Annotated in this window: 22 protein-coding genes; 13 read left to right on the top strand and 9 right to left on the bottom strand. The window is 63.1% G+C overall.

What is annotated here, in order from left to right; all coding sequences use genetic code 11:
* Positions 1-36: 36 nt before the first annotated feature.
* From E2484_RS13060 to E2484_RS13040, 5 genes are all read left to right on the top strand, one after another.
* Positions 37-1,704: an NADH-ubiquinone oxidoreductase-F iron-sulfur binding region domain-containing protein gene (locus E2484_RS13060; RefSeq protein ID WP_137285643.1), complete on the top strand. Its 1,668-nt coding sequence runs from the start codon at positions 37-39 to the stop codon at positions 1,702-1,704.
* Positions 1,704-5,144 (top strand): molybdopterin-dependent oxidoreductase, encoded by a 3,441-nt coding sequence (locus E2484_RS13055; RefSeq protein ID WP_137285642.1) that lies wholly within the window; start codon positions 1,704-1,706, stop codon positions 5,142-5,144. The genes E2484_RS13060 and E2484_RS13055 overlap by 1 nt, the downstream gene beginning before the upstream one ends.
* A 632-nt stretch (positions 5,145-5,776) precedes the next feature.
* Positions 5,777-6,361: a plastocyanin/azurin family copper-binding protein gene (locus E2484_RS13050; RefSeq protein WP_137285641.1), complete on the top strand. Its 585-nt coding sequence runs from the start codon at positions 5,777-5,779 to the stop codon at positions 6,359-6,361.
* 168 nt (positions 6,362-6,529) lie between these two features.
* Positions 6,530-6,958, top strand: coding sequence for a universal stress protein (locus tag E2484_RS13045; protein WP_137285640.1), 429 nt, complete (start codon positions 6,530-6,532; stop codon positions 6,956-6,958).
* 221 nt (positions 6,959-7,179) lie between these two features.
* The gene (locus E2484_RS13040) at positions 7,180-9,783 is read left to right on the top strand and encodes a cation-translocating P-type ATPase (RefSeq protein WP_137285639.1); all 2,604 of its coding nucleotides are present in this window, start codon (positions 7,180-7,182) and stop codon (positions 9,781-9,783) included.
* Between the two features lie 38 nt (positions 9,784-9,821).
* Here the strand turns inward: E2484_RS13040 and E2484_RS13035 are convergent, their stop codons facing one another.
* Together E2484_RS13035 and E2484_RS13030 are read right to left on the bottom strand one after the other, a co-directional pair.
* Positions 9,822-10,403, bottom strand: coding sequence for a VIT1/CCC1 transporter family protein (locus E2484_RS13035; protein ID WP_137285638.1), 582 nt, complete (start codon positions 10,401-10,403; stop codon positions 9,822-9,824).
* A 6-nt stretch (positions 10,404-10,409) separates the two neighbouring features.
* A complete protein-coding gene (locus E2484_RS13030; protein WP_137285637.1) occupies positions 10,410-10,700 on the bottom strand; it encodes a DUF211 domain-containing protein in 291 nt (96 codons plus the stop codon).
* A gap of 121 nt (positions 10,701-10,821) precedes the next feature.
* On the opposite strand from E2484_RS13030, the gene E2484_RS13025 reads away from it, so the two are divergent.
* On the top strand, positions 10,822-11,187 hold the full coding sequence (locus E2484_RS13025; protein WP_137285636.1) for a hypothetical protein: 366 nt from the start codon (positions 10,822-10,824) through the stop codon (positions 11,185-11,187).
* Between the two features lie 25 nt (positions 11,188-11,212).
* Here E2484_RS13025 and E2484_RS13020 read toward each other — a convergent pair whose 3' ends face one another.
* Positions 11,213-12,613 carry a sodium-dependent transporter gene (locus E2484_RS13020; RefSeq protein ID WP_137285635.1) on the bottom strand — a complete coding sequence of 467 codons (1,401 nt, stop codon included), beginning with the start codon at positions 12,611-12,613 and terminating at the stop codon, positions 11,213-11,215.
* A gap of 289 nt (positions 12,614-12,902) precedes the next feature.
* Between E2484_RS13020 and E2484_RS13015 the strand changes: the two genes are divergently transcribed.
* The 3 genes from E2484_RS13015 to E2484_RS13005 are packed head-to-tail and all read left to right on the top strand — an operon-like array spanning position 12,903 to position 15,848.
* On the top strand, positions 12,903-13,433 hold the full coding sequence (locus tag E2484_RS13015) for a VIT1/CCC1 transporter family protein (RefSeq protein ID WP_137285634.1): 531 nt from the start codon (positions 12,903-12,905) through the stop codon (positions 13,431-13,433).
* On the top strand, positions 13,434-15,032 hold the full coding sequence (locus E2484_RS13010; RefSeq protein ID WP_137285633.1) for an SLC13 family permease: 1,599 nt from the start codon (positions 13,434-13,436) through the stop codon (positions 15,030-15,032). It abuts the gene before it with no gap.
* 48 nt (positions 15,033-15,080) lie between these two features.
* Positions 15,081-15,848 (top strand): SDR family oxidoreductase, encoded by a 768-nt coding sequence (locus E2484_RS13005; protein WP_137285632.1) that lies wholly within the window; start codon positions 15,081-15,083, stop codon positions 15,846-15,848.
* 328 nt (positions 15,849-16,176) lie between these two features.
* On the opposite strand, the gene E2484_RS13000 is transcribed toward E2484_RS13005, so the two are convergent.
* Together E2484_RS13000 and E2484_RS12995 are read right to left on the bottom strand one after the other, a co-directional pair.
* The gene (locus tag E2484_RS13000; protein WP_321112611.1) at positions 16,177-16,611 is read right to left on the bottom strand and encodes a CBS domain-containing protein; all 435 of its coding nucleotides are present in this window, start codon (positions 16,609-16,611) and stop codon (positions 16,177-16,179) included.
* A 35-nt stretch (positions 16,612-16,646) separates the two neighbouring features.
* Positions 16,647-17,315 (bottom strand): dienelactone hydrolase family protein, encoded by a 669-nt coding sequence (locus E2484_RS12995; RefSeq protein ID WP_321112610.1) that lies wholly within the window; start codon positions 17,313-17,315, stop codon positions 16,647-16,649.
* A gap of 73 nt (positions 17,316-17,388) precedes the next feature.
* Between E2484_RS12995 and E2484_RS12990 the strand changes: the two genes are divergently transcribed.
* The 4 genes from E2484_RS12990 (at position 17,389) to E2484_RS12975 (ending at position 21,043) form a co-directional block, all read left to right on the top strand.
* Complete coding sequence (locus tag E2484_RS12990) at positions 17,389-18,054, top strand: phosphoribosyltransferase (protein ID WP_137285631.1); 666 nt, start codon at positions 17,389-17,391, stop codon at positions 18,052-18,054.
* A gap of 241 nt (positions 18,055-18,295) precedes the next feature.
* Positions 18,296-19,822, top strand: coding sequence for a multicopper oxidase family protein (locus tag E2484_RS12985; protein ID WP_137285630.1), 1,527 nt, complete (start codon positions 18,296-18,298; stop codon positions 19,820-19,822).
* A 175-nt stretch (positions 19,823-19,997) separates the two neighbouring features.
* Positions 19,998-20,537 (top strand): VIT1/CCC1 transporter family protein, encoded by a 540-nt coding sequence (locus tag E2484_RS12980; RefSeq protein WP_137285629.1) that lies wholly within the window; start codon positions 19,998-20,000, stop codon positions 20,535-20,537.
* A gap of 86 nt (positions 20,538-20,623) precedes the next feature.
* Entirely contained in the window at positions 20,624-21,043 is a 420-nt protein-coding gene (locus E2484_RS12975; RefSeq protein WP_137285628.1) for a CBS domain-containing protein, read from the top strand.
* Positions 21,044-21,076: 33 nt separating this feature from the next.
* Here the strand turns inward: E2484_RS12975 and E2484_RS12970 are convergent, their stop codons facing one another.
* The 4 genes from E2484_RS12970 to E2484_RS12955 form a co-directional block, all read right to left on the bottom strand.
* Positions 21,077-21,532 carry a pyridoxamine 5'-phosphate oxidase family protein gene (locus E2484_RS12970; protein WP_137285627.1) on the bottom strand — a complete coding sequence of 152 codons (456 nt, stop codon included), beginning with the start codon at positions 21,530-21,532 and terminating at the stop codon, positions 21,077-21,079.
* Between the two features lie 133 nt (positions 21,533-21,665).
* Positions 21,666-22,115: a pyridoxamine 5'-phosphate oxidase family protein gene (locus E2484_RS12965; protein WP_137285626.1), complete on the bottom strand. Its 450-nt coding sequence runs from the start codon at positions 22,113-22,115 to the stop codon at positions 21,666-21,668.
* Between the two features lie 135 nt (positions 22,116-22,250).
* Positions 22,251-22,679 (bottom strand): universal stress protein, encoded by a 429-nt coding sequence (locus tag E2484_RS12960; protein WP_137285625.1) that lies wholly within the window; start codon positions 22,677-22,679, stop codon positions 22,251-22,253.
* A gap of 73 nt (positions 22,680-22,752) precedes the next feature.
* On the bottom strand, positions 22,753-23,619 hold the full coding sequence (locus E2484_RS12955) for a universal stress protein (protein ID WP_137285624.1): 867 nt from the start codon (positions 23,617-23,619) through the stop codon (positions 22,753-22,755).
* Between the last annotated feature and the right edge of the window lie 62 nt (positions 23,620-23,681).

Genomic DNA, 23,681 nt, shown 5'->3' with positions numbered 1-23,681 from the left:
CACAACGTTTTCTGGCGTTCTCGGGGAAGTACCGATATGGATACGGGAGGAGATTTCTGCGACGATGCAGTCGTTCGGGTCACGGTCGACCACGGCGGACGAGACGACGGCGACGACGTTTGGAAAACGGACCGGTCTACAAGGGGAGGCGAGCGGAGGGAAACCGGGGGAGAACCGGAACGAGAGCGACGATTGCTGGAAGCTGCTCGGACTGCGAGCGATCAGACGACCGTCCTCGAAGTCGGTTCGACTGGCGTTCGCGCGCTTGAACCGCTCGTTCTCGTCACGTGCGAGGGGCGGACAGCGTATCACGTGTGTCCGTCCGCCGAACGGGTTCGCTCGCTCGTCGAGCGCGCCGACTCGGGAGAAGTCGGAGCCGACGACGCGAGGTGGGTCGTCGAACACGACCCGGACGCCGACGCGCTCCCCACGCCGTCGGACGGACCGCTCGCGGTCGGCGCTCGGGGCGTCCTCGGCGCGTGCGGCTGGACCGACCCCGATGGAGACGCGACCGGTGCGAGGGCGGCGACCTTCGCACGCAATGACCCCGAGCGCGCGTTCGACCGACTCTGCGACGTGGGGGTTCGCGGGCGGGGGAGAGGCGACGCGAGCAAAGACGCGCCGGTCGCCGACGAGTTGGAGACCGCCCGCGAGACGCCGGGTGACCCGGTTGTGGTCGTGAACGCGAACGAGAGCGACCCTCGCAACGACGCCGACCGCACGCTTCTCGCCGGGGCACCGGCGACGGTCCTCGACGGGGCGATCGCCGTCGCCGCCATCGTCGGTGCAGACCCGAGCGACGTCGTCGTGTACGCGAACGAGGGCGACAATCTCGCCCGGAACCGAACTCGCCGCGCGGCGCGGACCGTCGTGGACGCACTCGGCCGCGAGACGAATGGCGACGATGGCGAGACGAACGTCGACGGTACCGACACCCCACAGGTAGTCGCCGGACCCAGCGAGTACATCGCCGGAGAGCCGACCATGGCGCTCGAAGCACTGGAAGGCAACGACCGACTGGAAGCGCGTCTCCGCCCGCCCGGTCCCGCTCGGCACGGACTCTACGGGCGTCCCACGGTCGTCCACACGCCGCGGACGGTCGCCCAGATACGGCGTGCACTGCTCGACCCCGACGCGTTCGACGCCAGCGACGCCGACCCCGGTACGCGGGTGTTCACCGTGACCGGCGACGTCGAGACGCCGGCGACCATCGAACTGCCGACCGGCGGGTCGTTGGCCGAGGTCCGTGACGCCGTCGACGCCGACGGAGGAGTCGAGATGGCGTGCGTCGGCGGGCAGTTCGGCGGGTTCACGCGGTCGCTCGACCACGGCGCGAGTTCGGTCGCGCTCGCAGGTGCCGACCTCGGGACCGCGGGCGTGGTGGAACTGTTCGGCGAGAACCGGTGTCCGGTGGCGACCGCCGGGAAGCGCACGCGGTTCGCCAGCGAGGAGAACTGCGGGCGGTGTTTCCCCTGCCGCGAGGGATCGAAACAGCTCCTCGACCTGCTACGTGACGTCTACGACGGGAGCTACGAAGACGACATGATACGTGAACTGACGCGTACGATGGAGAGTTCGAGCCTCTGTTACTTCGGCCAGTCGGCCGCCCGAACGGTGGGGACGGCCGTCGAACGATTCGAGACCGAGTTCGAGGCGCACGCCGACGGCCGCTGTCCGAGCGGCGTCTGTGAGGTGAGCCGATAATGAGCAAAGACGACAGCCCCGGCCCGACCGAGTACAGTCCCACCGACGCGACGCCCGGCGTGCCGGACGTCGAGGACCCGCGATCGGACACGCCGCTGACCGAGGACTTCCGCACCGGGACGGCGAACGACCCCGAAGTGGGTGCCGAGGACGACGGCATGACGACGGTGACGGTCGACGGCGACCCCGTCGCCGTCCCGCCGGGGGCAACGCTCATCGACGCCATCGAGACGGTCGAAACCGAATCCGACGTTCCGGCGCTGTGTTACTACGACCGTGACACCGAGCAGGCAGACCAAATCGGCCCGCGGGGGACGTGTCGGACCTGCATGGTCGAGACCGACGAACACGGCGTCGTCCCGGCCTGTAGCTTCCCAGCCGAGGAGGGACTCGACGTGCGAACCGACGCGACTGACGCCGCGGAAGCCCGAGACGTGAACCTCGACCTCGTGCTGGCGAACCACAACCTGCGGTGTACGACGTGCGGGCAGAACGGTCGGTGCGAACTCCAAGACGTATCCATCGAACACGGCGTGAACGAACCGCGCTACGGGGTGTTCGACGAGCGAGACGAGTACGCGCCGATAGACGACTCGTCAGTCATCCAAATCGACCGCAACAAGTGCATCCTCTGCAATCGCTGCGTCGAGGCGTGCAACGACGTCCAGAACGCGGGCGTCCTCCGGATGTCCGGACAAGGCGACGACATCCACATCGACTTCCAGAAACCCGAGGCCGAGACGATGGCGGAGTCGACCTGCATCTCGTGTGGCCACTGCGTCACCGTCTGTCCGACGGGGTCGTTGGTCGAAGATGGTCTCACCGACGCGACGACGATTCCGCTCCCCGGATTCACCCAGAAGAACTCCATCGGGGAAGTCCGCGAAGCCACGCCCGTCGAAACGGCCGACACGGCCGAGGAGCCGAACCGTGACGTTCCGGAGACGGCGAGCGGCGCGGCCGAGGCCGATCGCGCGAGCGAGTCGGCGCGAGCAGCGGTCGATCAGGACGGCGTCGCCGGGTTCATGGCGCGGGCGAAGGAGCAGGCGTCCAAGGTCTCCGAGCAGGCCGCCAGCGAGACGCTCGAAACCGTCGAACACGCGGCCGAGAGCGTCGCCGAGAAGTCACTCACCGTCGGACAGTTGTTCGACGCCGCGGAGGTCGTCAGCACCGGGCGAAAGCGCGACATCACGGTGGCGGACACGACCTGCACGTACTGCGGAGTCGGCTGTCGGTTCGACCTGTACGGGAAGGGCGAGGAGGTGCTGGGCGTCCGACCGGCCGACCCCGAGCAGACGCCCGCGAACGACTTCTCGACCTGCGTGAAGGGGAAGTTCGGCTACGACTTCGTTGACTCCGACCAGCGACTGACGACCCCGCTCATCAAAGAGGACGGCGAGTTCCGGGAGGCATCGTGGGACGAGGCGCTCGATTTGGTCGCCGAGCGACTGACCGAAATCCGCGACCAACACGGGGCGAACTCGCTGGCGGTCACGTCCACCTCGAAGGGGACCAACGAGGAGAACTTCCTCGCCCAGAAATTCGCCCGACAGGTGTTGGGGACGCCCCACGTGGACAACTGCACGCGGCTCTGTCACTCCTCGACCGTCGCCGCGCTGAAAGAGACCGTCGGTTACGGCGCGATGACCAACCGCATCAACGAGGACATCGGGAAGACCGACTGCTACCTCATCACGGGGTCGAACACGACCGAGAGCCACCCGGTGCTGGCGACCCGCATCGTCCAGAACGTCCGCGACGGGGCGGACCTATTCGTGTTCGACCCGCGCGAGACGACCATCGCGGAACACGCCGACCAGTACAGTCGGACGAAGCCCGGCGCGGACATCGCGTGGCTCAACGGGATGATGCGCCACATCATCGACGAATCCCTCCACGACGAGGCGTTCATAGAAGAGCGCACGAAGCACTTCGACGAGCTGAAAGAAACGGTCGAGCCGTACACGCCCGAAGCAGTCGCAGAAGTGACCGACGTGCCGCCCGCGGAACTGAAGCGCGCGGCCGAGACCATCGCGGCGGCGGACACCTGCGTCTACGGCTGGGCGATGGGGCTGACCCAGCACTCCCACGGCACGCGGAACGCGCTCGCTATCGCCAACCTTGCGTTGCTCTGTGGCCACCTCGGCAAGCCGCGCTCCGGACTGTCGCCGTTCCGCGGCCAGAACAACGTACAGGGCGGCGGCGGTGACATGGGGCCGATTCCGAACACCCTTCCGGGCTACCAGTCCGTCGAGGACGACGATGTGCTCGACAAGTTCGAGGAGTCGTGGGGTGTCCGTCCGCCGGGCGAAGTCGGTCTCCGCATCACCGAGATGTTCAGCGCGATTCCAGGCGTCGAGAAGACCACCTCCGGGGGAGACGGCGACGACGCGTACGGCGGCGACGAGTCCGCCGACGAGCGAGCGCGCGGCACCGACGACCCGAGCGCCGACGAGGGGTATACGCCCGACAACACCGACTTACACGGGATGTACATCGTCGGCGAGAACCCTGCGGTGTCCGAGCCGGACCTCGAACACGCCGACCGGGCGCTGGAGGCACTCGACTTCCTCGTCGTCCAAGAGCTGTTCATGACTGAGACGGCCGAACACGCGGACGTCGTCCTGCCCGCAGCCTCGATGGCCGAGAAGTACGGCACCGTCACGAACACCGAACGTCGGGTCCAACTCGTTCGGCCAGCCGTCGAGTCGCCGGACGAGGCGCGGACGGACGCCGCCATCCTGCAGGACCTCGCCGGGCGATTTGGATTCGACTGGGAGTACGGGAGTCCCGCGGACGTGATGGACGAAATCAACGACCTGACGCCCATCTACGGCGGCGTCACGTACGACCGCTTGGAGGAGAAAGAGGACGGCCTCCAGTGGCCGTGCTGGGACGAGGACCACCCCGGAACGCCGTACCTGTACGACGAGGAGTTCAACTTCGACGATGGACTGGCGCGGTTCGTCCCGTCGGAGTTGCCCGACGACCGACTGCCCGCCGGGACAGAGTCCTATCCGTTCACGCTGACCACCGGACGGGTCCTCTACCACTGGCACACGGGGTCGATGACTCGCCGAGTCGAAACGTCGATGCGACACGTGCCGGAGAGTTTCGTCACGATTCACCCGGAGGCGGCCGAGCGACTCGGCATCGAGGACGGCGAGTACGTCCGCGTCGAGTCCGAGCAGGGCGACATCGTCGTGAAGGCGAACGTCGAGGAGACCTCGGAACCGGACGTGCTGTTCGTCCCGATGCACTTCGTCCACGGTGCGGTCAATAAACTGACTAAAGAGGAGTTCGACCCGACGAGCAAGATACCCCAGTACAAGGTGACGAACGTCCAGGTTCGGCCGCTCGGAACGGACCCCGACGAGGAACCGACCTCGCCCGCCGAGCTCGCTGAAGGTGGCTCGAACACCTTGGCAGGCGACGACTAACTCGCCACCGCTCGCGTATAGAGAACCGAAACGCCGCCTCCTCGTCGCAGCGCGTCGCGGTTCGTCACTTCGTGGCGGAGCCGTCGGAGGATGCATCGTCGCGTACGCGTGGACGGGTACTGCGAAACTGTCTCTTCTGTTAGGCGCAGCCACTTATCGAGGCGGCTCACGGACTTGAAGCAGCCGTCGAAAAAGAGTCTTAGAAGTCTATTGGCGTCTCTATCACAACTGTTGGCTCCACTGTAGAAACGAGAGCGGCGAACGATCGAGAAGCAGTGATTCCCTGCGGCAAAACGACGCGAGATTACACGAGGAGCGTACGGAAGGAACGAGACCTACAAGCGTCCGGCAGTGACGAGGCCCGTCAATAGTGATTTTGCGATGTATGAAATTTCTATAGAATCGTTTCACCGATGTATATAGATATACAGCAATTATTTAGTTTCGTATCTCCGATTCGACAGCGCCATTATCGTTCGACCTGCGATGCCTCGGGCGTCGTCCTTCGCGTGAGAACTGCACTTGCACTCGCTGGTCACCCGCCAGATTCGACTACTGTACCGGGGTGACATGAACGCCGTCCAGTCTGGTCAGCCGAAGATTTTTGAACAGTTCCGTCGAACCAAGACCGGATGAGGGGAGACAACTCGGCGACAGTTTCGCGACGGGGGTTTCTGAGAATCGCGGGCGGTGTGACCGGCGCGACGGTGGTCTCGTCGGCTAATGCGAGCGCACAGGAGCAGGTGACGATAGACATGACGGACAGTCTCGTGTTCGATCCCGACGAGACCACCGTCGCGCCGGGAACGACCGTCGTCTGGGAGAACGTGGGGAGCGTCGGACACTCCGTGACCGCCTACGAGGACGAGATTCCGGACGACGCGGAGTACTTCGCGTCCGGGGGATTCGACAGCGAGGACGCGGCCCGACAAGCGTATCCAGAGGGCGAGGTCGCCGGGGGTGAAACCTACGAACACACCTTCGAGGTCGAAGGCACGTACGGATACTTCTGCATTCCGCACGAACAGGCAGGGATGGTCGCCGAACTCACGGTCTCGGCGGACGCTGGTGGCGACGGACAGGGAGACGGCGGTATCGTTCCCGGCATTCCAGAAAGCGCGCGGGTGGTCGGCATCGCCACCGTCGCTACTATGGTGGCTATCGTCGGTCTCGCGTACTTCTTCCTGAAGTACGGTGGCGACTACGGCTTAGAATAGGAGAAAAGGCCGCGGCCGGTTACGACGGTACCGACTGAGCGTGGTTGATACACTCGACGTCTTTCGCCGTTTTACCCCCGTCGAGTGAGACGAGGCAGCGATTCTCGGCCGATAGGAAGGACGGTCCCGATTGAAATCGCTGTGGAACCAACGATTACGTGAACGACGATGTACGAGAACGTCCTCGTCCCGACTGACGGGAGCGACAGTGCGGAACTGGCTATCGAACGCGGACTCGAACTGGCCGAGACCTACGGCGCTACCGTCCACGCGCTGTACGTGGTCGAACCGGTCTACACGGCGGAGTACAGCGGAGAGCGAATCATTAACGCGCTGGAGGACGAAGGCAAACGAGCGACCGCCGCTATCGCTGCGCAGGGAGACGAACGCTGCGTCCCGGTCGAGACCGAGGTCCGTAGGGGACCGCCGCATAGGGAAATCCTCGATTACGCCGACGTGCGCGACGTCGACCTCGTCGTCATGGGCACGCACGGTCGGACCAGCGTCGAACGGTACCTCCTCGGGAGCGTCACCGAGAAGGTCGTTCGACTGTCCGACGTCCCGGTCCTGACGGTCCGGACGACCGACGAGCAGTGAGCGTACCGAGGACTCTACGCGTCGAAAAGGTGAACGGGGTCCCCACGACCAGTGGCCATTCCGAGCACCAGTTCAGCGACTGGGAACGACCGTCGGGGAAACCCCTGTAATGGTGGCGATAGTACGGAAGCAATGACCGAGATTCCGCTATTACCGAAGACTCGGTTGACACGAACGAGCACCCTGGTAAATCAGAACGACGAATCCTGCACTACCAACTGATGGATTGGCACAGCCCTTCACTGGAAGAAATCTACGAGGAACTCGACGCGACCGCTACCGGCCTGTCAACCGAGGCGGCCACCGAAAGACGCGAGCAGGTCGGTCCGAACGAGATCGAAAGCGACCAGCAGCGCGGGCCCGTGAGGATATTCCTCGCACAGTTCTCGAGCGCGCTCATCTGGGTGTTGCTCGTGGCGGCCGCGTTGTCGTTCGCCATCGGGCACGTCGTCGACGCGGTGCTCATCGGCATCATCCTACTGGCGAACGGCGTCTTCGGATTCATCCAGGAGTACCGGGCCGAGCAGAGCCTCGAAGCACTCCGCGAGTTGTCTACTCCGACCGTCACCGTCCGTCGGGACGGAACCGAACGAGAGGTCGAGGCGACCAATCTCGTCCCTGGCGACGTCGTTCTGCTGGAGCAGGGCGACGTCGTCCCCGCCGACGGCCGACTCGTCGAGGAGCGGAACCTCGAGGTGGACGAAGCCGCACTGACCGGCGAAAGCGTTCCCGTCGAGAAGACCACGGGGCAGGTGGACGCGGAGACGCCACTCGCCGAGCGCGAGAACATGGTTTACAGGGGGACGAGCGTGAGCCGTGGCAGTGCTGTCGTTGTCGTCGTCGCCACGGGCATGGACACCGAAGTCGGCGCTATCGCCACGGAGCTGATCGGCGCCGAAGATCCGCGCACCCCGCTCCAGCGCGACCTCGACCGATTGGGTCGTCGACTGGGATTCGGGGTCGTGGCGCTCTCGGCGCTCATCGTTCCCTTACTCGTATTCGAGGGACGAGGAATGGTTCAGGCCGGATTGACCGCCGTTTCGCTCGCGGTGGCGGCCGTTCCCGAAGGGCTACCCGCAGTCGTCACGCTGACGCTGGCGCTCGGCGTCCGCCGGATGGCCGGAGAGAACGCGCTCGTCCGCACCCTCCCGGCCGTCGAGGCGCTCGGCGCGGTCAACGTCGTCTGTACGGACAAGACCGGAACGCTGACCGAGGGCGAGATGCGCGTGCGTGCCGCGTGGGTACACGACGAGGTGTTTACCGTCGACGAGAACGGGTCGGAGGACCGTCTCGACCTCCTGTTCGAGATCGGCGCTGTCTGCAACGATGCCACGGCCGACGAGGGCGACCCGACCGAGCGAGCGCTCGTCGCGGCCGCCGAAGAACGAGGGTTCGACGTCGAGGCACTCCGTCAGGATTACCCTCGACGCGACGAGGTACCGTTCTCTTCGGAACGCAAGCGGATGGCGACAGTTCACGACGACGTCGTCTACGTCAAGGGCGCACCCGGCGTAGTCCTCGACCGCTCGACACGGATACTCACGTCCGAGGGGCCCGTCGAACTGGACGCCCGGACGAGAACGAGAATCGAGCAGCAGATCGACGCGTTCGCCGAGGACGCGCTCCGGGTGCTCGGATTCGCGTACAAGGAGCGGACGACCGACGGCGGGCAAGAAGAGAATCTCGTTTTCGTCGGCCTCCAGGGGCTCCTCGACCCGCCCCGCGAGGAAGTGCGCGACGCGATCGCCGACACGAAGCGGGCTGGCATCGACGTGAAGGTGATCACCGGCGACAATCCCGTGACGGCTCGCGCCATCGCCACGCAGGTCGGGGTCGAATCCTCGGTCCTCTCCGGTCAGGAGATCGAAGCACTCGACGACGCCGCTCTCCGAGAACGGGTCGAGGAGGTCGACGTGTACGCGCGGGCGGAACCGACCCACAAGGTCCGAATCCTCAAGGCGCTTCAGGCGAACGGTCACTCGGTCGCGATGACCGGCGACGGGGTCAACGACGCGCCGGCGCTGAAGAACGCCGACGTCGGCATCGCCATGGGCGTTCGAGGCACGGACGTCGCCAAGCAGGCGAGCGACATCGTCCTGCTGGACGACAACTACGCGTCGATCCGCACTGCCATCGAGCGCGGACGCACCGTCTTCGACAACGTCTGGAAGTTCGTCGCCTACCTGCTCAGCGCGAACGCCGCGGAGGTAGCGGTGGTGTTCGTCGCCTCGTTGTTCGGATATCTCATCCTGCCAGCGGTCCAGTTGTTGTGGATCAACCTGCTCACGGACGGGTTACCCGCGTTGGCGCTCGGGACCGACCCGACGGGCGACGTGATGGACCGCCAACCGCGGGACCGCACCACCGGAATCATCGACAGCGACATGCTCGGCTTCATCGGTGGTGCCGGCCTGACGGCGACGGTGTTGATGCTCGGTCTGACGTTCTACATCTTGGCAGGAGCCCCGGCGGTCACACCGTACGCGATGACGATGGTATTCACCGGATTCGTCCTCTTCGAGTTCGTCAAGCTGTACGTGGTTCGGTGGACGAAGGACACGCCCACGCTCACGAACGCGTGGCTCGCCGTCGCAGTCGTCGCTTCGCTACTCCTCCAGCTAGCCGTACTGTATACTCCGTTGAGCGAGTACTTCGGGACCGTCCCCCTCAGCGTCGCCGACTGGGGATTGTTGGGAGTCGTGCTTCTCGTCGGTACGCCAGCGTTACTGGTCGTCGGCTGGCTGATCAAGCGTCGCACGGGCGAGCGCCGCGTGGCGCCTAGCGCGACCGACTCCGAGGACGTCCCTGAGGCACACGTCGATTGATGGCGCGCGATTACGCGTCGTAGGTCTGGTCAACCGTCTCACCCGGGGAGGAAGAGATTGATGACCGCGACGACGAGGCCGGCGAGGGCCATCCGGACCGCCGATACGTACCATCGCTGTCCTGAGATCGACCCCATGTACGCCCCGAAGACGGCCAAGATACCGACGCCGAGAGCGACCCCGACCACGCCAGCTTCCGCCATGGTAAGAACCGACCCTTCGAATGCGAACGGTGCGAGCGGAACGAGGACGCCGATGAGCGGGCCCATCCCGCTCGCCGTCGCGTGGACGACGCGAGCACCCTGCTGTTCCCGTTGCACGCGGGTATCGTCGAGGTCCGTCAACATCGCCCGTTCGATGCGTCGAATCGCGGCTTGGGTCTCCGCGCGTTCGATCTCCCAGACGCTCCAGACGGCCGACGTTCCCAGGCCGACGGCCGCACCGAGTCCGATCTTGATGACCGTGATACCGTCGGGAATGCCCGAGAGCACCGCCCCAACGATGACTCCGATGCTCGTCAGCGTGCCGTCGAACCCGTTCGAGACGAAGTACCGGCGGGAGATGGCGCGGACGTCCTCTTTTTCGAGAAGACGGTCCAGGAGTTGGCGAATCGAACTCACGAGTCTTCAGTCGTCCTGTAAGGTTCGGCGTTCCTCGACGACGTACTCCCCGCAGGCGACCTGATCGACCGAGTGGACGGTCCCACCGAGCTGTTCGACCACCTCTCTAATTGTATCGAAATCAATATCGTTTCCTTCGAACGTGATTTTAATGTTTTGAACTTCCTGATCAAGTTCGATGAGCGACGCGGAGACGCTTTCGACGGTGTCGATCTCGCTCACTCGCTCGGTGAACTCGAGGAGGGGTGGTTCGTGGGGTTTCAACACGTCGATTACGAGTCGGCGGACGGAAGCCATGCTGGTACGTGCGGTGCGGTTCCACTAAAACGTCCTCCGTTCAGCTACCCCACTTTGCCCGCATCTGTCCAGTAACCTTTCGGAAGTTGGTCGCGTATTGGACCTACGGAACTCACAGCCAATGACATCCAACGAGGTCGAGCGAAACGGACTGCTCCACGACGCGACGATATATCTCGCGTTCGCTCTCGCAGCGATCCACTTTTTGATTGGTCTCTTCGTCGAAAGGCCCGGCAGTCCCACGTCCATCCAGTTCTTGCTCGTCGGCGCGGTTTTCCTCGCAGGAGTCGGAGTACACTTCACGCCGTACTTCCGTCCGATTCTGTACCTGCTAGGTTCACTCTTCGCGGGCTTTCTCGGGGTGCTCTGGCTCCTCGGCGGGATGCAGTACGTTGGCCTCGGCGTCCTGACCGGGGTCGTCGGGGGCAGTTTCATCCTTCTTACGACGTATCTGTTCGTCCGAGCGGAAGCCGCCGGCGCCGAATAACTCCTCGAAGCGGACGGGTCGGTCGTCACCTCGACGACACTCGCCGAAACCGTGCGACGGCGTATCCGAAGACGGCGACGAACACGACCACCACGACAGAGCCGAGCGACCGGTCTCGCACACGTCCGGGGAGAACGTGCCAGCCGGGAACGTCGAACCCGACCAGTAGCTGTGACGCGATGACCGTTACGAGAACCGGCGGAAGAAGATACTTGACCGAAAGCGATGTCGATCGTTCGACGCGTGATGGTCGCTCGAAGCCGTCCTTCGCGAGATGCCCGAAGGTGATCGAAACGACGAGGGCGGTCACCGGGAGACCGAGGGTTCCGACCGACTCGTCCAGCACGTCGAGGAAGGGCGAGCCGAACACGCGGAGCCGAAACGGCGTGTAGCTCAGCGCGGACGGAAGCCCGAGCAGGAAGACCAGCGCGGCCACCAGAACGGTCGCCTGCCGCCGCGAAAACCGTGTCGCACCGCGGACGCTGGCAACGCCGACCTCCATCATGGACACGGCGGACGTGATGGCGGCGGCGAACAGGAGTCCAAAAAATGCAACGGCGACGATCCGTCCGGCCGGGAGGAGCGAGAACGCCGCGGGGAGAGTCGAGAACGCTAGCTCGGTCCCGAGCGACGGTTCGAGGTCGAACGTGAACACGATCGGAAAGATCACGACGCCGGCGAGAACGGCGACAAAGACGTCCGCGACCGCGATGGTCAACGCCGCCCGGGGCACGTCCATCTCTTCGCTGACGTAGCTTCCGTACGTCAGGAGGATTCCCATGCCTGCCGAGAGTGAAAAGAACGCCTGACCGAACGCCGCACTCCAGAGAAGCGGATCAGCCAGTACGGACAAGTCCGGCGTCAAGAAGAACGCGATTCCGTCTGGAAACCCCGATAGCGTCATCGAGAACGCCGCCATCCCGACGAGAATGACGAACACGAACGGCATGAGAACGCTCGTCAGTCGTTCGATTCCTTCGCGCACCCCGAACGAGAGGACGCCGCCGCCGACGACGAGCGAGACGACGAAGGAGACGAGCGGCGCGTACGTTCCGGTAAAGCCCTCCAACGAGATCGTAGTGCCAGTTACGGCCGAGACGAGAAACGCCAGTATCCAGCCCGTGATCACGAGATAGTAGCTGAGGACCAGAAGGACGACCGCCACGACGAACCATCCGAGACTCCGGAGGTCCGGTCGGACTCCTCGAAACGCGGAGACGACGTCGGCGCGCGCCCGACGTCCGCTACCGATCTCGAGGATCATCAGCGGGACCGCGAAGACGAACACTGCGACGAGGAACGGGAGCAGGTACGCACCGCCGCCGTTCCGACCGACGACCGACGGGAACCGCCAGATGTTCCCGATGCCGACGGCCGCGCCGGTGGCGGCGAGGACGAAGCCGAAGCGGGACGACCAACGTTCCATACGCTAGCCTGTACGTCTCGCTTTGTGACCTTTCGGTACCGTTCCGCACCGCGAGTTCAGTACTGACCTCGACTGAGTGGATTCTTTCGTATCCTGAGTCGAGCGTTTGTCGAGAGTAGTCCCGTCACTAGTATCTTATCTCGGCGTACCGAGGTACGTCTCGCATGGAGACTCCACCCGACGACTGCGAAATCGCGACCGCAACCGACACCGTGATTGCGGTGTAGGAAACCCTCCAGCCGAGTACTGTACCGTACCGTTATGGACGTCGCGGCCGACTTCGCGTACGATGATCGAACTCCTGTTCGGTGACGAACTGAACGAGGCTGGCGGGTACATTGCGGAGGTCATCTACGGTGCCAACGACGGCATCGTCACGACGTTTGCAGTCGTCGCTGGCGTCGCGGGTGCCGCACTCGACACGGCCATCGTGCCAATCCTCAGCGTGGCGAACCTGCTCGCAGACAGGTTCCCGATGGGCACGAGCAATTACCTCGGCCAGCGGTCCGAACGGGATTACCAGGTAGCCCAGGACAATGCTACCGAGCGAGGGAAACCGCCGAGATACACTGCGGTAGTGACGTTCCTCGCGTTCATCGTCGCGGGCTGGGCACCACTGTTCCCGTACGCCCTCGGACTCACCTCGACGTTCCGGTTCTCCGTCGTAGTGACGGCCGTTGCGTTCTTCGCCGTCGGAGCCAGTCGGACCCTGGTGACGAACCGCCGATGGTACGCCGGCGGCGGCGAGATGCTAGTGGTCGGCATGTTCGCCGCGGGAGTTGCGTTCGCCACAGGGAACGCCCTCGGCGGGCTGGCGTAGATGGCCGACCGTCGCGCCCTCGCGGTCGCCGTTCTCGTCTTTGCCAGCGTCGCCACCGCCCCGATCGCCGGACTGGCCTCCCCCGGACAGTACGCGCTGGCGACGGCAGCCTTCGCGGGCGTCCTCTGGGTCACCGGCGGTCTGCCGCTCCCGATTACGGCGTTAACGATTCCCGTACTCCTCGCGGGGTTCGGCGTCGTTCCGGACGCCGGGGAGGCCGTCGCCGGCTTCGCCGACCCGATCATCTTCCTGTTGCTCGCCGGGTTCGTCCTCGCGGAGGCGCTCCAGAAACACGGTACGGACCGCCGCGTCGCGTACCACGTCCTCACTGCCGTCGGAACCTCCCCGCGTCGAATCGTCTTCGCCGTAATGCTCGCCACGGCGGCGCTGTCGATGGTGATCTCGAACTCCGCGACCACCGCGATGATGATTCCCATCGCGCTCGGTATCGCCGACCGAGTGATAACGGACGACGCAGAGACGAATGGAAGTACCAAACGCGACGCGGTGGCGGAGAACCCGCCCGCAGTAGAGCAGACGACACCGCGCGACGAGTCTGCACAGCTGACCGAACAGCCGAACTTTCGACTAGCGATGTTGCTGGGCGTCGCCTACGCGGCCAGCATCGGAGGTGTCGGGACCCTCATCGGGACGCCGCCCAACGCCATCGTGGTCTCCCAGCTCAGCGAGCAACTCGGTTACACGATTTCGTTCGTCGACTGGCTGGCTATCGGTCTCCCGTTCGTCGTGGTCGGGCTGCCGGTGACGTGGTACGTACTCACCGTCCTCGTCTATCCTCCCCAAGTCGACGATGCAAGCGTCGCACGCGAGGAAGCGAGGCGATACCTGCGTCGGACGGGAGCGCCCTCGGCGGCCGAACGACGCGTCCTCCTCATTACGGGCGCAACGGCCAGCCTCTGGTTGCTCGGTGGTCTCGGATTCCTCTTCGAGGGTGTTCTACCACCTCGCTTGTACGTGACGATGTTCGGCGGTTCGGGAGACCATCTTTTCGGCGTCGGAGACCATCAGGGTATCTTGTACTTCGTGACCGTCGGGCTGGCCGCGATTCCGGCGCTCGCAATCGCTGGAACCATCGACTGGGACGATATTCAACAGATCGACTGGGGAACGATCGTCCTGCTCGGCGGCGGTATCTCGTTGGCGAATGCACTCGCGACGACGGACGCGACGCGCTGGCTGGCCGAGTCTGTCGTCGGCTCGATCGCTGGTGCACCGATTCTGGTCGTCGCGCTGACCGTCGCCGCGGCGATGGTCGCCGCCTCGGAAATCGCCTCGAACACGGCGATGGCGGCGATTTCGGTGCCGATTCTCATCTCGATGGGGCCGCGATACGCGGAGACGTTCGGGTCCACTCCGACGGTGGCTAGCGTCTTCCTGGCCGTTACGGGCGGTATCGCGGCCAGTTTCGGCTTCGCGCTTCCGGTCGCGACGCCGCCGAACGCCATCGCGTTCGGGACCGGCCAGATGACGAAAGACCACATGCTCCGACCGGGAGTGATCCTGGACGTGGCGATGGTGCTGGTCACCGCGGTACTGGCGTTCGTCCTGTTCACCCTCGTCTGGCCGGTGGTGGCGTGAGCCGATACAGGGTAAACGCTTGTTACGGTGCTCGTCGTGACCGCCGATATGGGGGACTTGCTGACAGACAGCGTGGCAGTGGTGACGGGCGGATCGAGCGGTATCGGTCGGAGTATCGCCCGGACGTTCGCTGAACACAGGGCCGATGTCGTCGTCGCGGACGTTCGAGAGACGCCGCGGGAAGGGGGAGCACCGACGCACGAACTTCTCGAAGACGAGACGGACGCGAACGCGACGTTCGTCGAGTGCGACGTCACCGACGTCGAGGACATCGAGTCGGCCATGAGCGCGGCCGACGAGTTCGGAGGCGTCGACGTGATGGTCAACAACGCCGGTATCTTCCGAGTGGAGGAGTTCTTAGACGTCACGCCAGAGGAGTACGACCGGCTGATGGACGTCAACGTCAAGGGGACGTTCTTCGGCGCGCAACGTGCCGCCGCGCGAATGCTCGAAGACGACGGCGGCAGTATTATCAACGTCTCGAGCATCGCCGGTATCGTCGGAAACGGCGGGTACGTTACGTACTGCACCTTGAAAGGTGCCGTCCGCCTGTTGACCTACGCGCTCGCTCACCGTCTCGGCCCCGAGGGGATCCGCGTCAATGTGATTCATCCGGGCGGCGTCGAAACCGCGATGTCCGAGGACGCGAACCTCGGTCCCGAGGCGACCGAGGCGTTCGTAGAGATGATTCCCCAACGCCGAATGGGCCAACCCGAGGACATCGCCGGGGCTGCACTCTTCCTGGCGAGCGACCTCGCGTCGTACGTTACCGGCGAGTCGCTCGTCGTCGACGGTGGTTACACCTATACGGGGTGACACCGCCTCACTCCCGATGGAGATTACGTAGCTGTTCGAGGTGACCGACGCTGGCGGGGAGCGAGGCGCAGGAGAAACAAACCGGTGGCGGTCCGCAACCCGACGCCGAAAGCGAGGCTGGAGCGGAAGATACGTCCCAGTGAGCCCGCCGAATCGGGCGAATCGTCGGAACACGCAGAGACAACTACATATTTACTTTGAAAATATTACTATTTGCAAAACACCTCTATATGATTTCGGAGGCTCGCTCAGCATGACTGCCGAAACGCAGTCGGCCCTCGAACGAGATGGAGAGGGCGTGAGCGATTATCGGTGGATAGTTTCGATCTCAGTACGGCGGTGATTCGGCTTCGACGACCCCCGTAAGGTGTTCCATTTCGGTCGAGAGCAAGACGAGTAGGTCGTCTAGCGTCACGATGCCCGCGAGGCTCCCGTTCTCGTCCACGACGGGGAGTCGTCGCACGTTGTTCTCGAACATCGTCGCGGTCGCTTCGAAGACGCCGTCGTCGCTCTGCACCGTGACCAACGTCTCGGTCATGATGTCCTCGGCAGTCACCGCCGTCGGTTCCTCGCGCGGTTCGAGCACTTGCAACACGAGGTCGCGGTCAGTGACGATACCCACGGGCTCGTCGTCGTCTTCAATTATCACGCTGCCCACGTTCTCCTCTCTCATCACGGTCGCCAGATTCCCGGCGGTCTGGTCGCTCGGAGCGGTCACTACGCCAGTTCGAGCTACGTCTATTACTGTCACTGTCTCCCCCATTACGTCCCCAGATGAACACGGCTATAAATGTATGCTTACGCCAGATGGTCGGCGAACCAGTCGGCAGCGAGTTCGGACACTTCTTCGAGTTCGCCCTCTCCCTCGAACAGATGACCCGCACCCTCGACCACCGCCAGTTCCTTTTCGCAGTCGAGTTCTCCGAACGCATCGCGGTTGAGTTCGAGTACGTCGGTGTCCTCGCCGCCGACGACGAACAGCGTCGCGGCCCGAACGTCTCCGAGGTGTTCGGATGCCATGTCGACCCGGCCACCACGAGATACCACGGCCTCGACGTCTGAACCGCGTCTCGCGGTGGCCCGGAGCGCGGCGGCCGCGCCGGTACTGGACCCGAAGTAGCCGTGCGCGAGGTCGCTCGTCGCGTCGTGTTCTTCGAGCCAGTCCGTGACCGCGACGAGGCGGTCCGTCAGAAGCGGGATATCGAATCGGTTCTCGCGGGACCGGTCCTCCTCTTCGGTGAGCAGATCGAAGAGGAACGTCCCCAGACCACGCGACCGGAGGACCTCCGCGACGTAGTTGTTTCGCGGACTGTGCCGACTGCTTCCGCTCCCATGGGCGAACACCACCAGACCGGACGCGTCCGCCGGGACGCGGAGGTCACCCTCCAGTTCCACCCCGTCGACCGGAACGTGCACGATGTTCTCCTCCTCGGTCACCATCAACGAGAATTCGAGACTGCTCAGCATAACACCACCGGCACTTCTCTGGTTATAGAGAGGAGACAAGGTTGTTTTCTATCGGACGGTCGTATCACAGCGTATGTCAGGGGGACAAAGCGGGGACACCAATTCAAACGGGTTCCGCGACCGCATCGACGCCGGCCAGCGATTGGCGGAGGCACTCGGCGAACGCGACGTGGACGCCGACATCGTGCTCGCAATTCCACGAGGTGGCCTCCCCTTGGGTCGGGAAGTCGCGGACGCCTTGGGCCTACCGCTCGACATCATCGTCGCATCGAAGATCGGCGCGCCGGGCAACCCGGAGTACGCCATCGGCGCAGTGGCCAGCGACGGGAGTGCGTGGCTCGACGACGAGGCCATCGAACGAGTCGGCGCATCCGACGACTACCTCGAACGAGAGCGCGAACGAGAGGCCGAGAACGCCCGCGAGAAAGCCGAGACGTATCGTGGTGAGCGAGACGAACCGGACCTCGCGGGAAAGACGGTTCTCATCGTCGACGACGGGGTGGCGACCGGGTCGACTGCGATCGCTGCGGTCCGGTTGGCTCGCGAGAAGGGGGCCGAGCGAGTCGTCGTCGCCGTTCCCGTCGGACCGCCGAGTACGGTGGACGACCTCGAAGCGGAGGCCGACGAGGTGGTCTGTCCGAGGGTGACGTCCGCGTTCCGTGGAGTGGGCCAGTTCTACGAGAACTTCGAGCAGGTGACCGACGAGGAGGCGATGGCCTACCTCTCCGACGAGACGTAGTCGGGACGACCGCACTGACGGCTGGCCCGAACGTCGAATTTCCGTGACGCCCTGGCCAGACGACTGCACGCGAATCTCGAATACCCTCGAGTTCCTTACGAATGTCAAACCAATACAAGGGGACGTACGGCGCAGACGTAGTTGTCGTACACATCGACGCGCTGGCCGAGGAGGACGACGATAGTCTCTGGTGCTGAGCATTGCCCCCTCGTTTTTTCTCGTAGGCGTGGTAGGGCACGTGATGGTTAGTAACGATCAGAACGTATCGCGGCGTCGCGTGTTGCGCGTCGGAGGGGGCGCGGCGCTGTTGGGAATCACAGGAAGTGGGGGAGTGCGCGGGATTGAATCGGAGCCCGCCATCGGGTCCCAAGGGGAAGGAGGCGAGAACGGACAGGGCACGACTCTCGTCGCCACGGAAGGCCGGGTCGAGGTAGCGCCGGGTGAGACCGGCGACTCGTGGCTGTACGACGACCGGTATCCCGGACCGGAACTCCGCGTGAGCGAGGGAGATACGCTACGCGTCTCCGTCGAGAATCGGTTGCCGGAGGAAACGACGGTTCACTGGCACGGCGTTCCCGTCCCGAATCCTATGGACGGCGTTCCGAACGTCACGCAGGACCCGGTCCCACCCGGCGAGACGTTCACGTACGAATACGAAGCGTCGCCAGCGGGCACCTACGTCTATCATAGCCACGTCGGTCTCCAACTCGATAGGGCGCTCAACGGGCCACTGATTGTCGAGGAAGAGTCGCCCCACGTCGAGTACGATCGGGAGCACACGCTAGTGATCGACGACTTCTTCTCTGGCGATCCGAAACTCGACTCCATCGAGGCGCCACCTGGGGGAGGTCGTGGCGGTGGCGGCGGTGGTGGTGGTCCCGGCGGCGGTGGCGGTGGTGGCGGACCTGGTGGAGGAGGTGGCCCCGGCGGTGGTGGTCCCGGCGGCGGAGGCCGGAACGGCGGAATGGGAGGTGGCGGTCCGATGCAGGACCGCCGTCCCCCGTACGAGGGGATGGTCGTCAACGGACGGCTCCCCTCCGACCCGCCCGTATTCGACGTCCAAGAAGGCGAGCGCGTCCGACTGCGGTTTATCAACCCCGGCGGGGCTACGACGTACCAAGTGGGCGTCGGCGGCCACTCGATGGCTGTCACGCACGCCGATGGACGACCGGTCGAACCGGTGGAAGTCGACTCCTTCTACATCAGCATGGGCGAACGCTACGACGTGATCGTCGAGGCCGACTCCCCCGGGGACTGGGCCATCGTCGCGTCACCCGTCGTCGGAAGTGAGCAACCTGCGGAAGCGATGCTGTGGTACGAGGGTACGACCGGGACCAATTCTGCCGGACGACCGCAGTTCGACGGACGGACGCTGCAATACGGCGATCTCAGGGCACTCGAACCGCTCGACGTTGGCGGTACACCCGACCGGACGTTCGACCTCACCCTCTCGGGAGGGATGATGCAGGAACCCGGAGCGTGGACCATCGACGGGCAGGCGTACCCGAATGCCGACTCGCTACAGATCAGCGAGGGCGAGCACGTCCGAGTTCGGATGGTGAACCGCAGTCCGGCGATCCATCCAATGCACCTTCACGGCCACTTCTTCCAGGTCGGCGACGCAGTCAAGGACACCGTCCTCGTCCCGCCCCATCGGGGACAGGTTTCGTTCGACTTTCTGGCGGACAATCCCGGCGACTGGCTCTTCCACTGTCACAACAACTATCACCTGGAGCGTGGGATGGCCCGCGTCTTCGAATACGTCTGAGGAGTGTTCCCGGTTCTCGGACGTACTTCGTGAACCGCCTCGGGGTCAAGCCCCGAGGCACTCGACCTGATCCACCTGTAGAATAGGTGGCACGGAGCGACGAGCAGCGTCACTCGTCGCGAAGTGAACTCTAGGAAAGGCTTGTAGCAGTTTAGACTGTACAGAGGGGACAGGAATGATCGAGCAACTGCTCGGCGATGAGGTGGAGTCGTCCGGAGAGTATCTGGCGGAGATTATCTACGGCGCGAACGACGGAATCGTTACCACGTTCGCCGTCGTCTCGGGAGTTGCCGGAGCCACGCTGAATCCCTCGATCGTGCTGATTCTAGGCGTCGCGAACCTGTTCGCGGACGGGTTTTCGATGGGGATGAGTAACTACCTGAGTCGTCGCTCGGAGATGGCGTATCAGGCGACCGTCGAGGAGGTCCGGTCCGAGGCCAGTGATCCGAAGTCTCCAGCGAGTACGGCGTTCGTCACGTTCCTGGCGTTCGTCATCGCAGGATGGGCGCCACTCCTTCCGTACATCCTCGTCGTCGAACCGCTGTTTCCGATGTCCATCACAGTCACCGGGCTCGCGTTCTTCGCCGTCGGTGCGAGTCGGAGCCTCGTGACTCGACGACGGTGGTACGTCAACGGCGGCGAGATGTTCCTCGTCGGAATGCTCGCGGCGACCGTCGCCTACGTCGTCGGGAATCTTCTGAAGGGTGTTGCTTAGTCAAATCGCGCTAATTCTCACGCCACGGTAATTGACACGTCGCTTTATCTGGTGGCGCACCCTCGTTTCTACATGGGGGAACCAAAATGCCAATCGAAGATCTCGCGCGCAGTGACGTCGTGACTGCGCCGTCCGAAACGTCCGTCACGGAGCTCGCGACGACGATGGACGAACAGAACGTGGGAAGCATCGTAATCACCGAGGGAGAGACACCAGTCGGCATCGTCACTGATCGGGACTTGACCGTTCGCGTGTTGGCCGAGCAGGCCGATAGAGACGAGACTGCTGCAAACGTGATGTCCGACGATCTGTGTACGATCGATTCGGAGAATGGCTTCTACCAGGCGGCCCAACTAATGTCCGAACACGGGATTCGACGACTCCCAGTGTGTAACGAGAATGACGAGCTAACCGGGATAATTACGGCAGACGACCTGACCGAGCTCCTCGCGGACGAACAACAGCAACTCGCCGAGGCCATCCGGGCCCAACGGCCTCCGTACTGACTCCCGTCGTTTCGAGTTTCACGAACTCGACGGTCAGTCCACGGATCGGGCCTCTTTTTTGTGGGTTACCTCGTCGGGCGCGAGCCGAAAGAACCGGAACTGCAACTCTATCGGATGTCTGTCGTACACGTCCACGAGTGGAATTTCGACTCGCTGCATTGCCTCGGAAACGGTCGGGTCGAGCGCAGATTCCGTTACCTCTTCTAGCTTGCCGGTTGCGATGACGCTCCGCCAACCGCTGTCCGTGTTCCCGTACGTCACGAACGAGACCGGATCGTCTTCGTCGACGACGTCTTCCTTCTTGGTGTCGGGGCCGAAGGCGAATCTAAAGTAGAACCTCCCGGTCTCCGCGTCGTATCCATACGAGACCGGCAGCGAATACGGCGGCTCCCCTTGGCTGGTGTCGAATGAGATGACGCCCGTTCCACCACGGTCCAGAAATTCAGCTAACTCCTCATCACTCATCTGTACTGAGCGGACATCCTCCATGTCATCTATTACCATCCGGATTGGCAAAAAGATGTGTCCTCACCCTCTGTTTCCTACGAGTATGGACAGAAAACTCGCTGGCGTAGGCTAATTAGCTTGATTCAGATAGGGAGAACAGCCATCGCCGCACCGTTCACGAGTGGGACTTGACTTCTTTCCGTCCTGTGAGTTTTTCGGAGACCAGTCGGAAGTGACGGAACGGTATCTCCTCGGGTGGGCGGTCGAATACGTCGACCTCCGGAATATCGACCGCCCACATTCCCTGAACGGCGCTCGAATCGTACGGCATATCGGACACCTCTTCGAGTCGACCGATCGCGACGACGCTCTGCCACCCATCGTCCGTCTGCTCGTGTGTAACGAAGGTGACGGGACCGTCGAGGACCTCGGATTTCTTGCTCTCCGGTGGGAAAGCGAGTCGGAAGTAGAAATTCATCGCGTCCGGATCGTATCCGTACGAGACCGGTAAAGAAAACGGTGGGTCTTCAAACTCCGTCGAGAACGAGAGCGTTCCAGTGCCCCCGTTACCGAGAAACTCGTTCAATTCGTCCTCGCTCAGTTGGACCCAGCGGAGTCCCTCCATACCGAATGTATGCTACATGCGTAGAAATAGCTTCGGAGAGCGAAAACCGTGGCATCTCTTATATCCGGGTGTTTTCGAGGCTGGATTCCGGTGTCGAACAGAATCGTAGCCACCATACCGGCGGATGTCGACCAGTCACCGCACGACGGTCACCGGTATCTGCGCTCGACGTACCACACTCTCCGCGACGCTTCCCAAGACGACGCGTTCGACGCCCGTCCGGCCATGGCTTCCCATGACGATTTGATCTATTTCGTGTTCGTCAGCGTATTCGAGCATCGTCCGTGCAGGTTTCCCGACCTCGGTAGCGGTATCTAACTCGACGCCGTACTCGTCCGCAAACTCCTGAGCATCTTCATGAATCTCGCTCGCCCGCTCTTGAGCGTTGTCGTACCACTCCTCGGCAACGGGTAACCCTCCGGCTTCTACCGCGTAGACGGACTCGATCGGGTTGATAACGTGAATCGTGGTGACCACCGCGTCAGGAAACGTTTCAAGTGTATACTCAAGAGCTTGGCTGGAACATTCCGACCCGTCCAGCGGTACGAGAACTTGGAGAGTCATGCCCCCGCCAACACTAGCTAGCAGGAAATAGTCTTTGGAGAACCAAAATTGGAGACTGAAGGATTGCCCCCGTCTACTGTGTATCCTCGAGGGTCTGGACGGTTACCACCGGTACTGGAACCGTCTGTAGGACTCGTTTCGTCACACTTCCAAGGAACAGGCGATCGACAGCAGTTCGTCCATGCGTCCCCATGACGACAAGATCGATTTCGTTCTCTGCAACGTACGTTCGAATCGTCTGATGAGGCCGCCCGTGTTCAACACTCGTACGGACGGCAGAGAGCCCGCCCTTCTGTGCCTGTGCTTCGATTTCGTCGATAGCCGTCTCCGAATCTTCTTCGAGTTCGTCCTGAGCGACTTCTGAGCGTACATCGAACCCCAATGGCTGCGTATCGATGACCGAGAGTATATGCAAAGTGGCGTCGTATCGGTCTGTCAGTTCGATCGCCGTATCTGCTGCGTTCGTCGCAGTCTGGCTACCGTCCGTCGGTACAAGGATATTCTCATACGGACAGTAAAGCTCACCATTGTCCGCCATACGTACGGTGAGAACTGGCACGTCAGCTTCTCTAACGACGTTCGTAGTAACGCTTCCAATAAGAAAATCTTCGAGTCGTCCCTGTCCCTGCCGTCCCATTGCGATGAGATCAACGTCGTTCTGGCTCGCATACTTGAGAATCTCGACGTGCGGTATCCCCGATCGAACGTCGGTTTCGAGCGGAACCTCGTTGTCTTCCACTCGATCACCGACGGTAGCAACGATTCCTCGGCCAGCATCTTTCGCCGGTTGAACGTCACTTACCCGACCCAGCGCAACGAGGTTGACGACGTGGAGAACGCGGACGGTCGCATCGTACTTCTTTGCTAGTTCGATTCCATGGTCGACAGCGACATCTGCCTCGTCGCTCCCGTCCGTCGGAATGAGGATGTCATCGAACATATTTTGCCAATCAGTACACTACCTCACACAGCATTAGTATTGGGACAGAGAAGCCGACGCCG

This window comes from Halorussus salinisoli, assembly GCA_005239435.1.
Lineage (GTDB): Archaea > Halobacteriota > Halobacteria > Halobacteriales > Haladaptataceae > Halorussus > Halorussus salinisoli.
The sequence above is the reverse complement of the archived record's forward strand: the minus strand, read 5'-3'. Positions and strand labels throughout refer to the sequence as shown.

Excerpts from the sequence above, each read along its gene's own strand:
- E2484_RS13060 (WP_137285643.1), top strand. The coding sequence starts at position 37 with ATGGATACGGGAGGAGATTTCTGCGACGATGCAGTCGTTCGGGTCACG.
- E2484_RS13055 (WP_137285642.1), top strand. The coding sequence starts at position 1,704 with ATGAGCAAAGACGACAGCCCCGGCCCGACCGAGTACAGTCCCACCGAC.
- E2484_RS13050 (WP_137285641.1), top strand. The coding sequence starts at position 5,777 with ATGAGGGGAGACAACTCGGCGACAGTTTCGCGACGGGGGTTTCTGAGA.
- E2484_RS13045 (WP_137285640.1), top strand. The coding sequence starts at position 6,530 with ATGTACGAGAACGTCCTCGTCCCGACTGACGGGAGCGACAGTGCGGAA.
- E2484_RS13040 (WP_137285639.1), top strand. The coding sequence starts at position 7,180 with ATGGATTGGCACAGCCCTTCACTGGAAGAAATCTACGAGGAACTCGAC.
- E2484_RS13030 (WP_137285637.1), bottom strand. The coding sequence starts at position 10,700 with ATGGCTTCCGTCCGCCGACTCGTAATCGACGTGTTGAAACCCCACGAA.
- E2484_RS13025 (WP_137285636.1), top strand. The coding sequence starts at position 10,822 with ATGACATCCAACGAGGTCGAGCGAAACGGACTGCTCCACGACGCGACG.
- E2484_RS13020 (WP_137285635.1), bottom strand. The coding sequence starts at position 12,613 with ATGGAACGTTGGTCGTCCCGCTTCGGCTTCGTCCTCGCCGCCACCGGC.
- E2484_RS13015 (WP_137285634.1), top strand. The coding sequence starts at position 12,903 with ATGATCGAACTCCTGTTCGGTGACGAACTGAACGAGGCTGGCGGGTAC.
- E2484_RS13010 (WP_137285633.1), top strand. The coding sequence starts at position 13,434 with ATGGCCGACCGTCGCGCCCTCGCGGTCGCCGTTCTCGTCTTTGCCAGC.
- E2484_RS13005 (WP_137285632.1), top strand. The coding sequence starts at position 15,081 with ATGGGGGACTTGCTGACAGACAGCGTGGCAGTGGTGACGGGCGGATCG.
- E2484_RS13000 (WP_321112611.1), bottom strand. The coding sequence starts at position 16,611 with ATGGGGGAGACAGTGACAGTAATAGACGTAGCTCGAACTGGCGTAGTG.
- E2484_RS12995 (WP_321112610.1), bottom strand. The coding sequence starts at position 17,315 with ATGCTGAGCAGTCTCGAATTCTCGTTGATGGTGACCGAGGAGGAGAAC.
- E2484_RS12990 (WP_137285631.1), top strand. The coding sequence starts at position 17,389 with ATGTCAGGGGGACAAAGCGGGGACACCAATTCAAACGGGTTCCGCGAC.
- E2484_RS12985 (WP_137285630.1), top strand. The coding sequence starts at position 18,296 with ATGGTTAGTAACGATCAGAACGTATCGCGGCGTCGCGTGTTGCGCGTC.
- E2484_RS12980 (WP_137285629.1), top strand. The coding sequence starts at position 19,998 with ATGATCGAGCAACTGCTCGGCGATGAGGTGGAGTCGTCCGGAGAGTAT.
- E2484_RS12975 (WP_137285628.1), top strand. The coding sequence starts at position 20,624 with ATGCCAATCGAAGATCTCGCGCGCAGTGACGTCGTGACTGCGCCGTCC.
- E2484_RS12970 (WP_137285627.1), bottom strand. The coding sequence starts at position 21,532 with ATGGAGGATGTCCGCTCAGTACAGATGAGTGATGAGGAGTTAGCTGAA.
- E2484_RS12965 (WP_137285626.1), bottom strand. The coding sequence starts at position 22,115 with ATGGAGGGACTCCGCTGGGTCCAACTGAGCGAGGACGAATTGAACGAG.
- E2484_RS12960 (WP_137285625.1), bottom strand. The coding sequence starts at position 22,679 with ATGACTCTCCAAGTTCTCGTACCGCTGGACGGGTCGGAATGTTCCAGC.
- E2484_RS12955 (WP_137285624.1), bottom strand. The coding sequence starts at position 23,619 with ATGTTCGATGACATCCTCATTCCGACGGACGGGAGCGACGAGGCAGAT.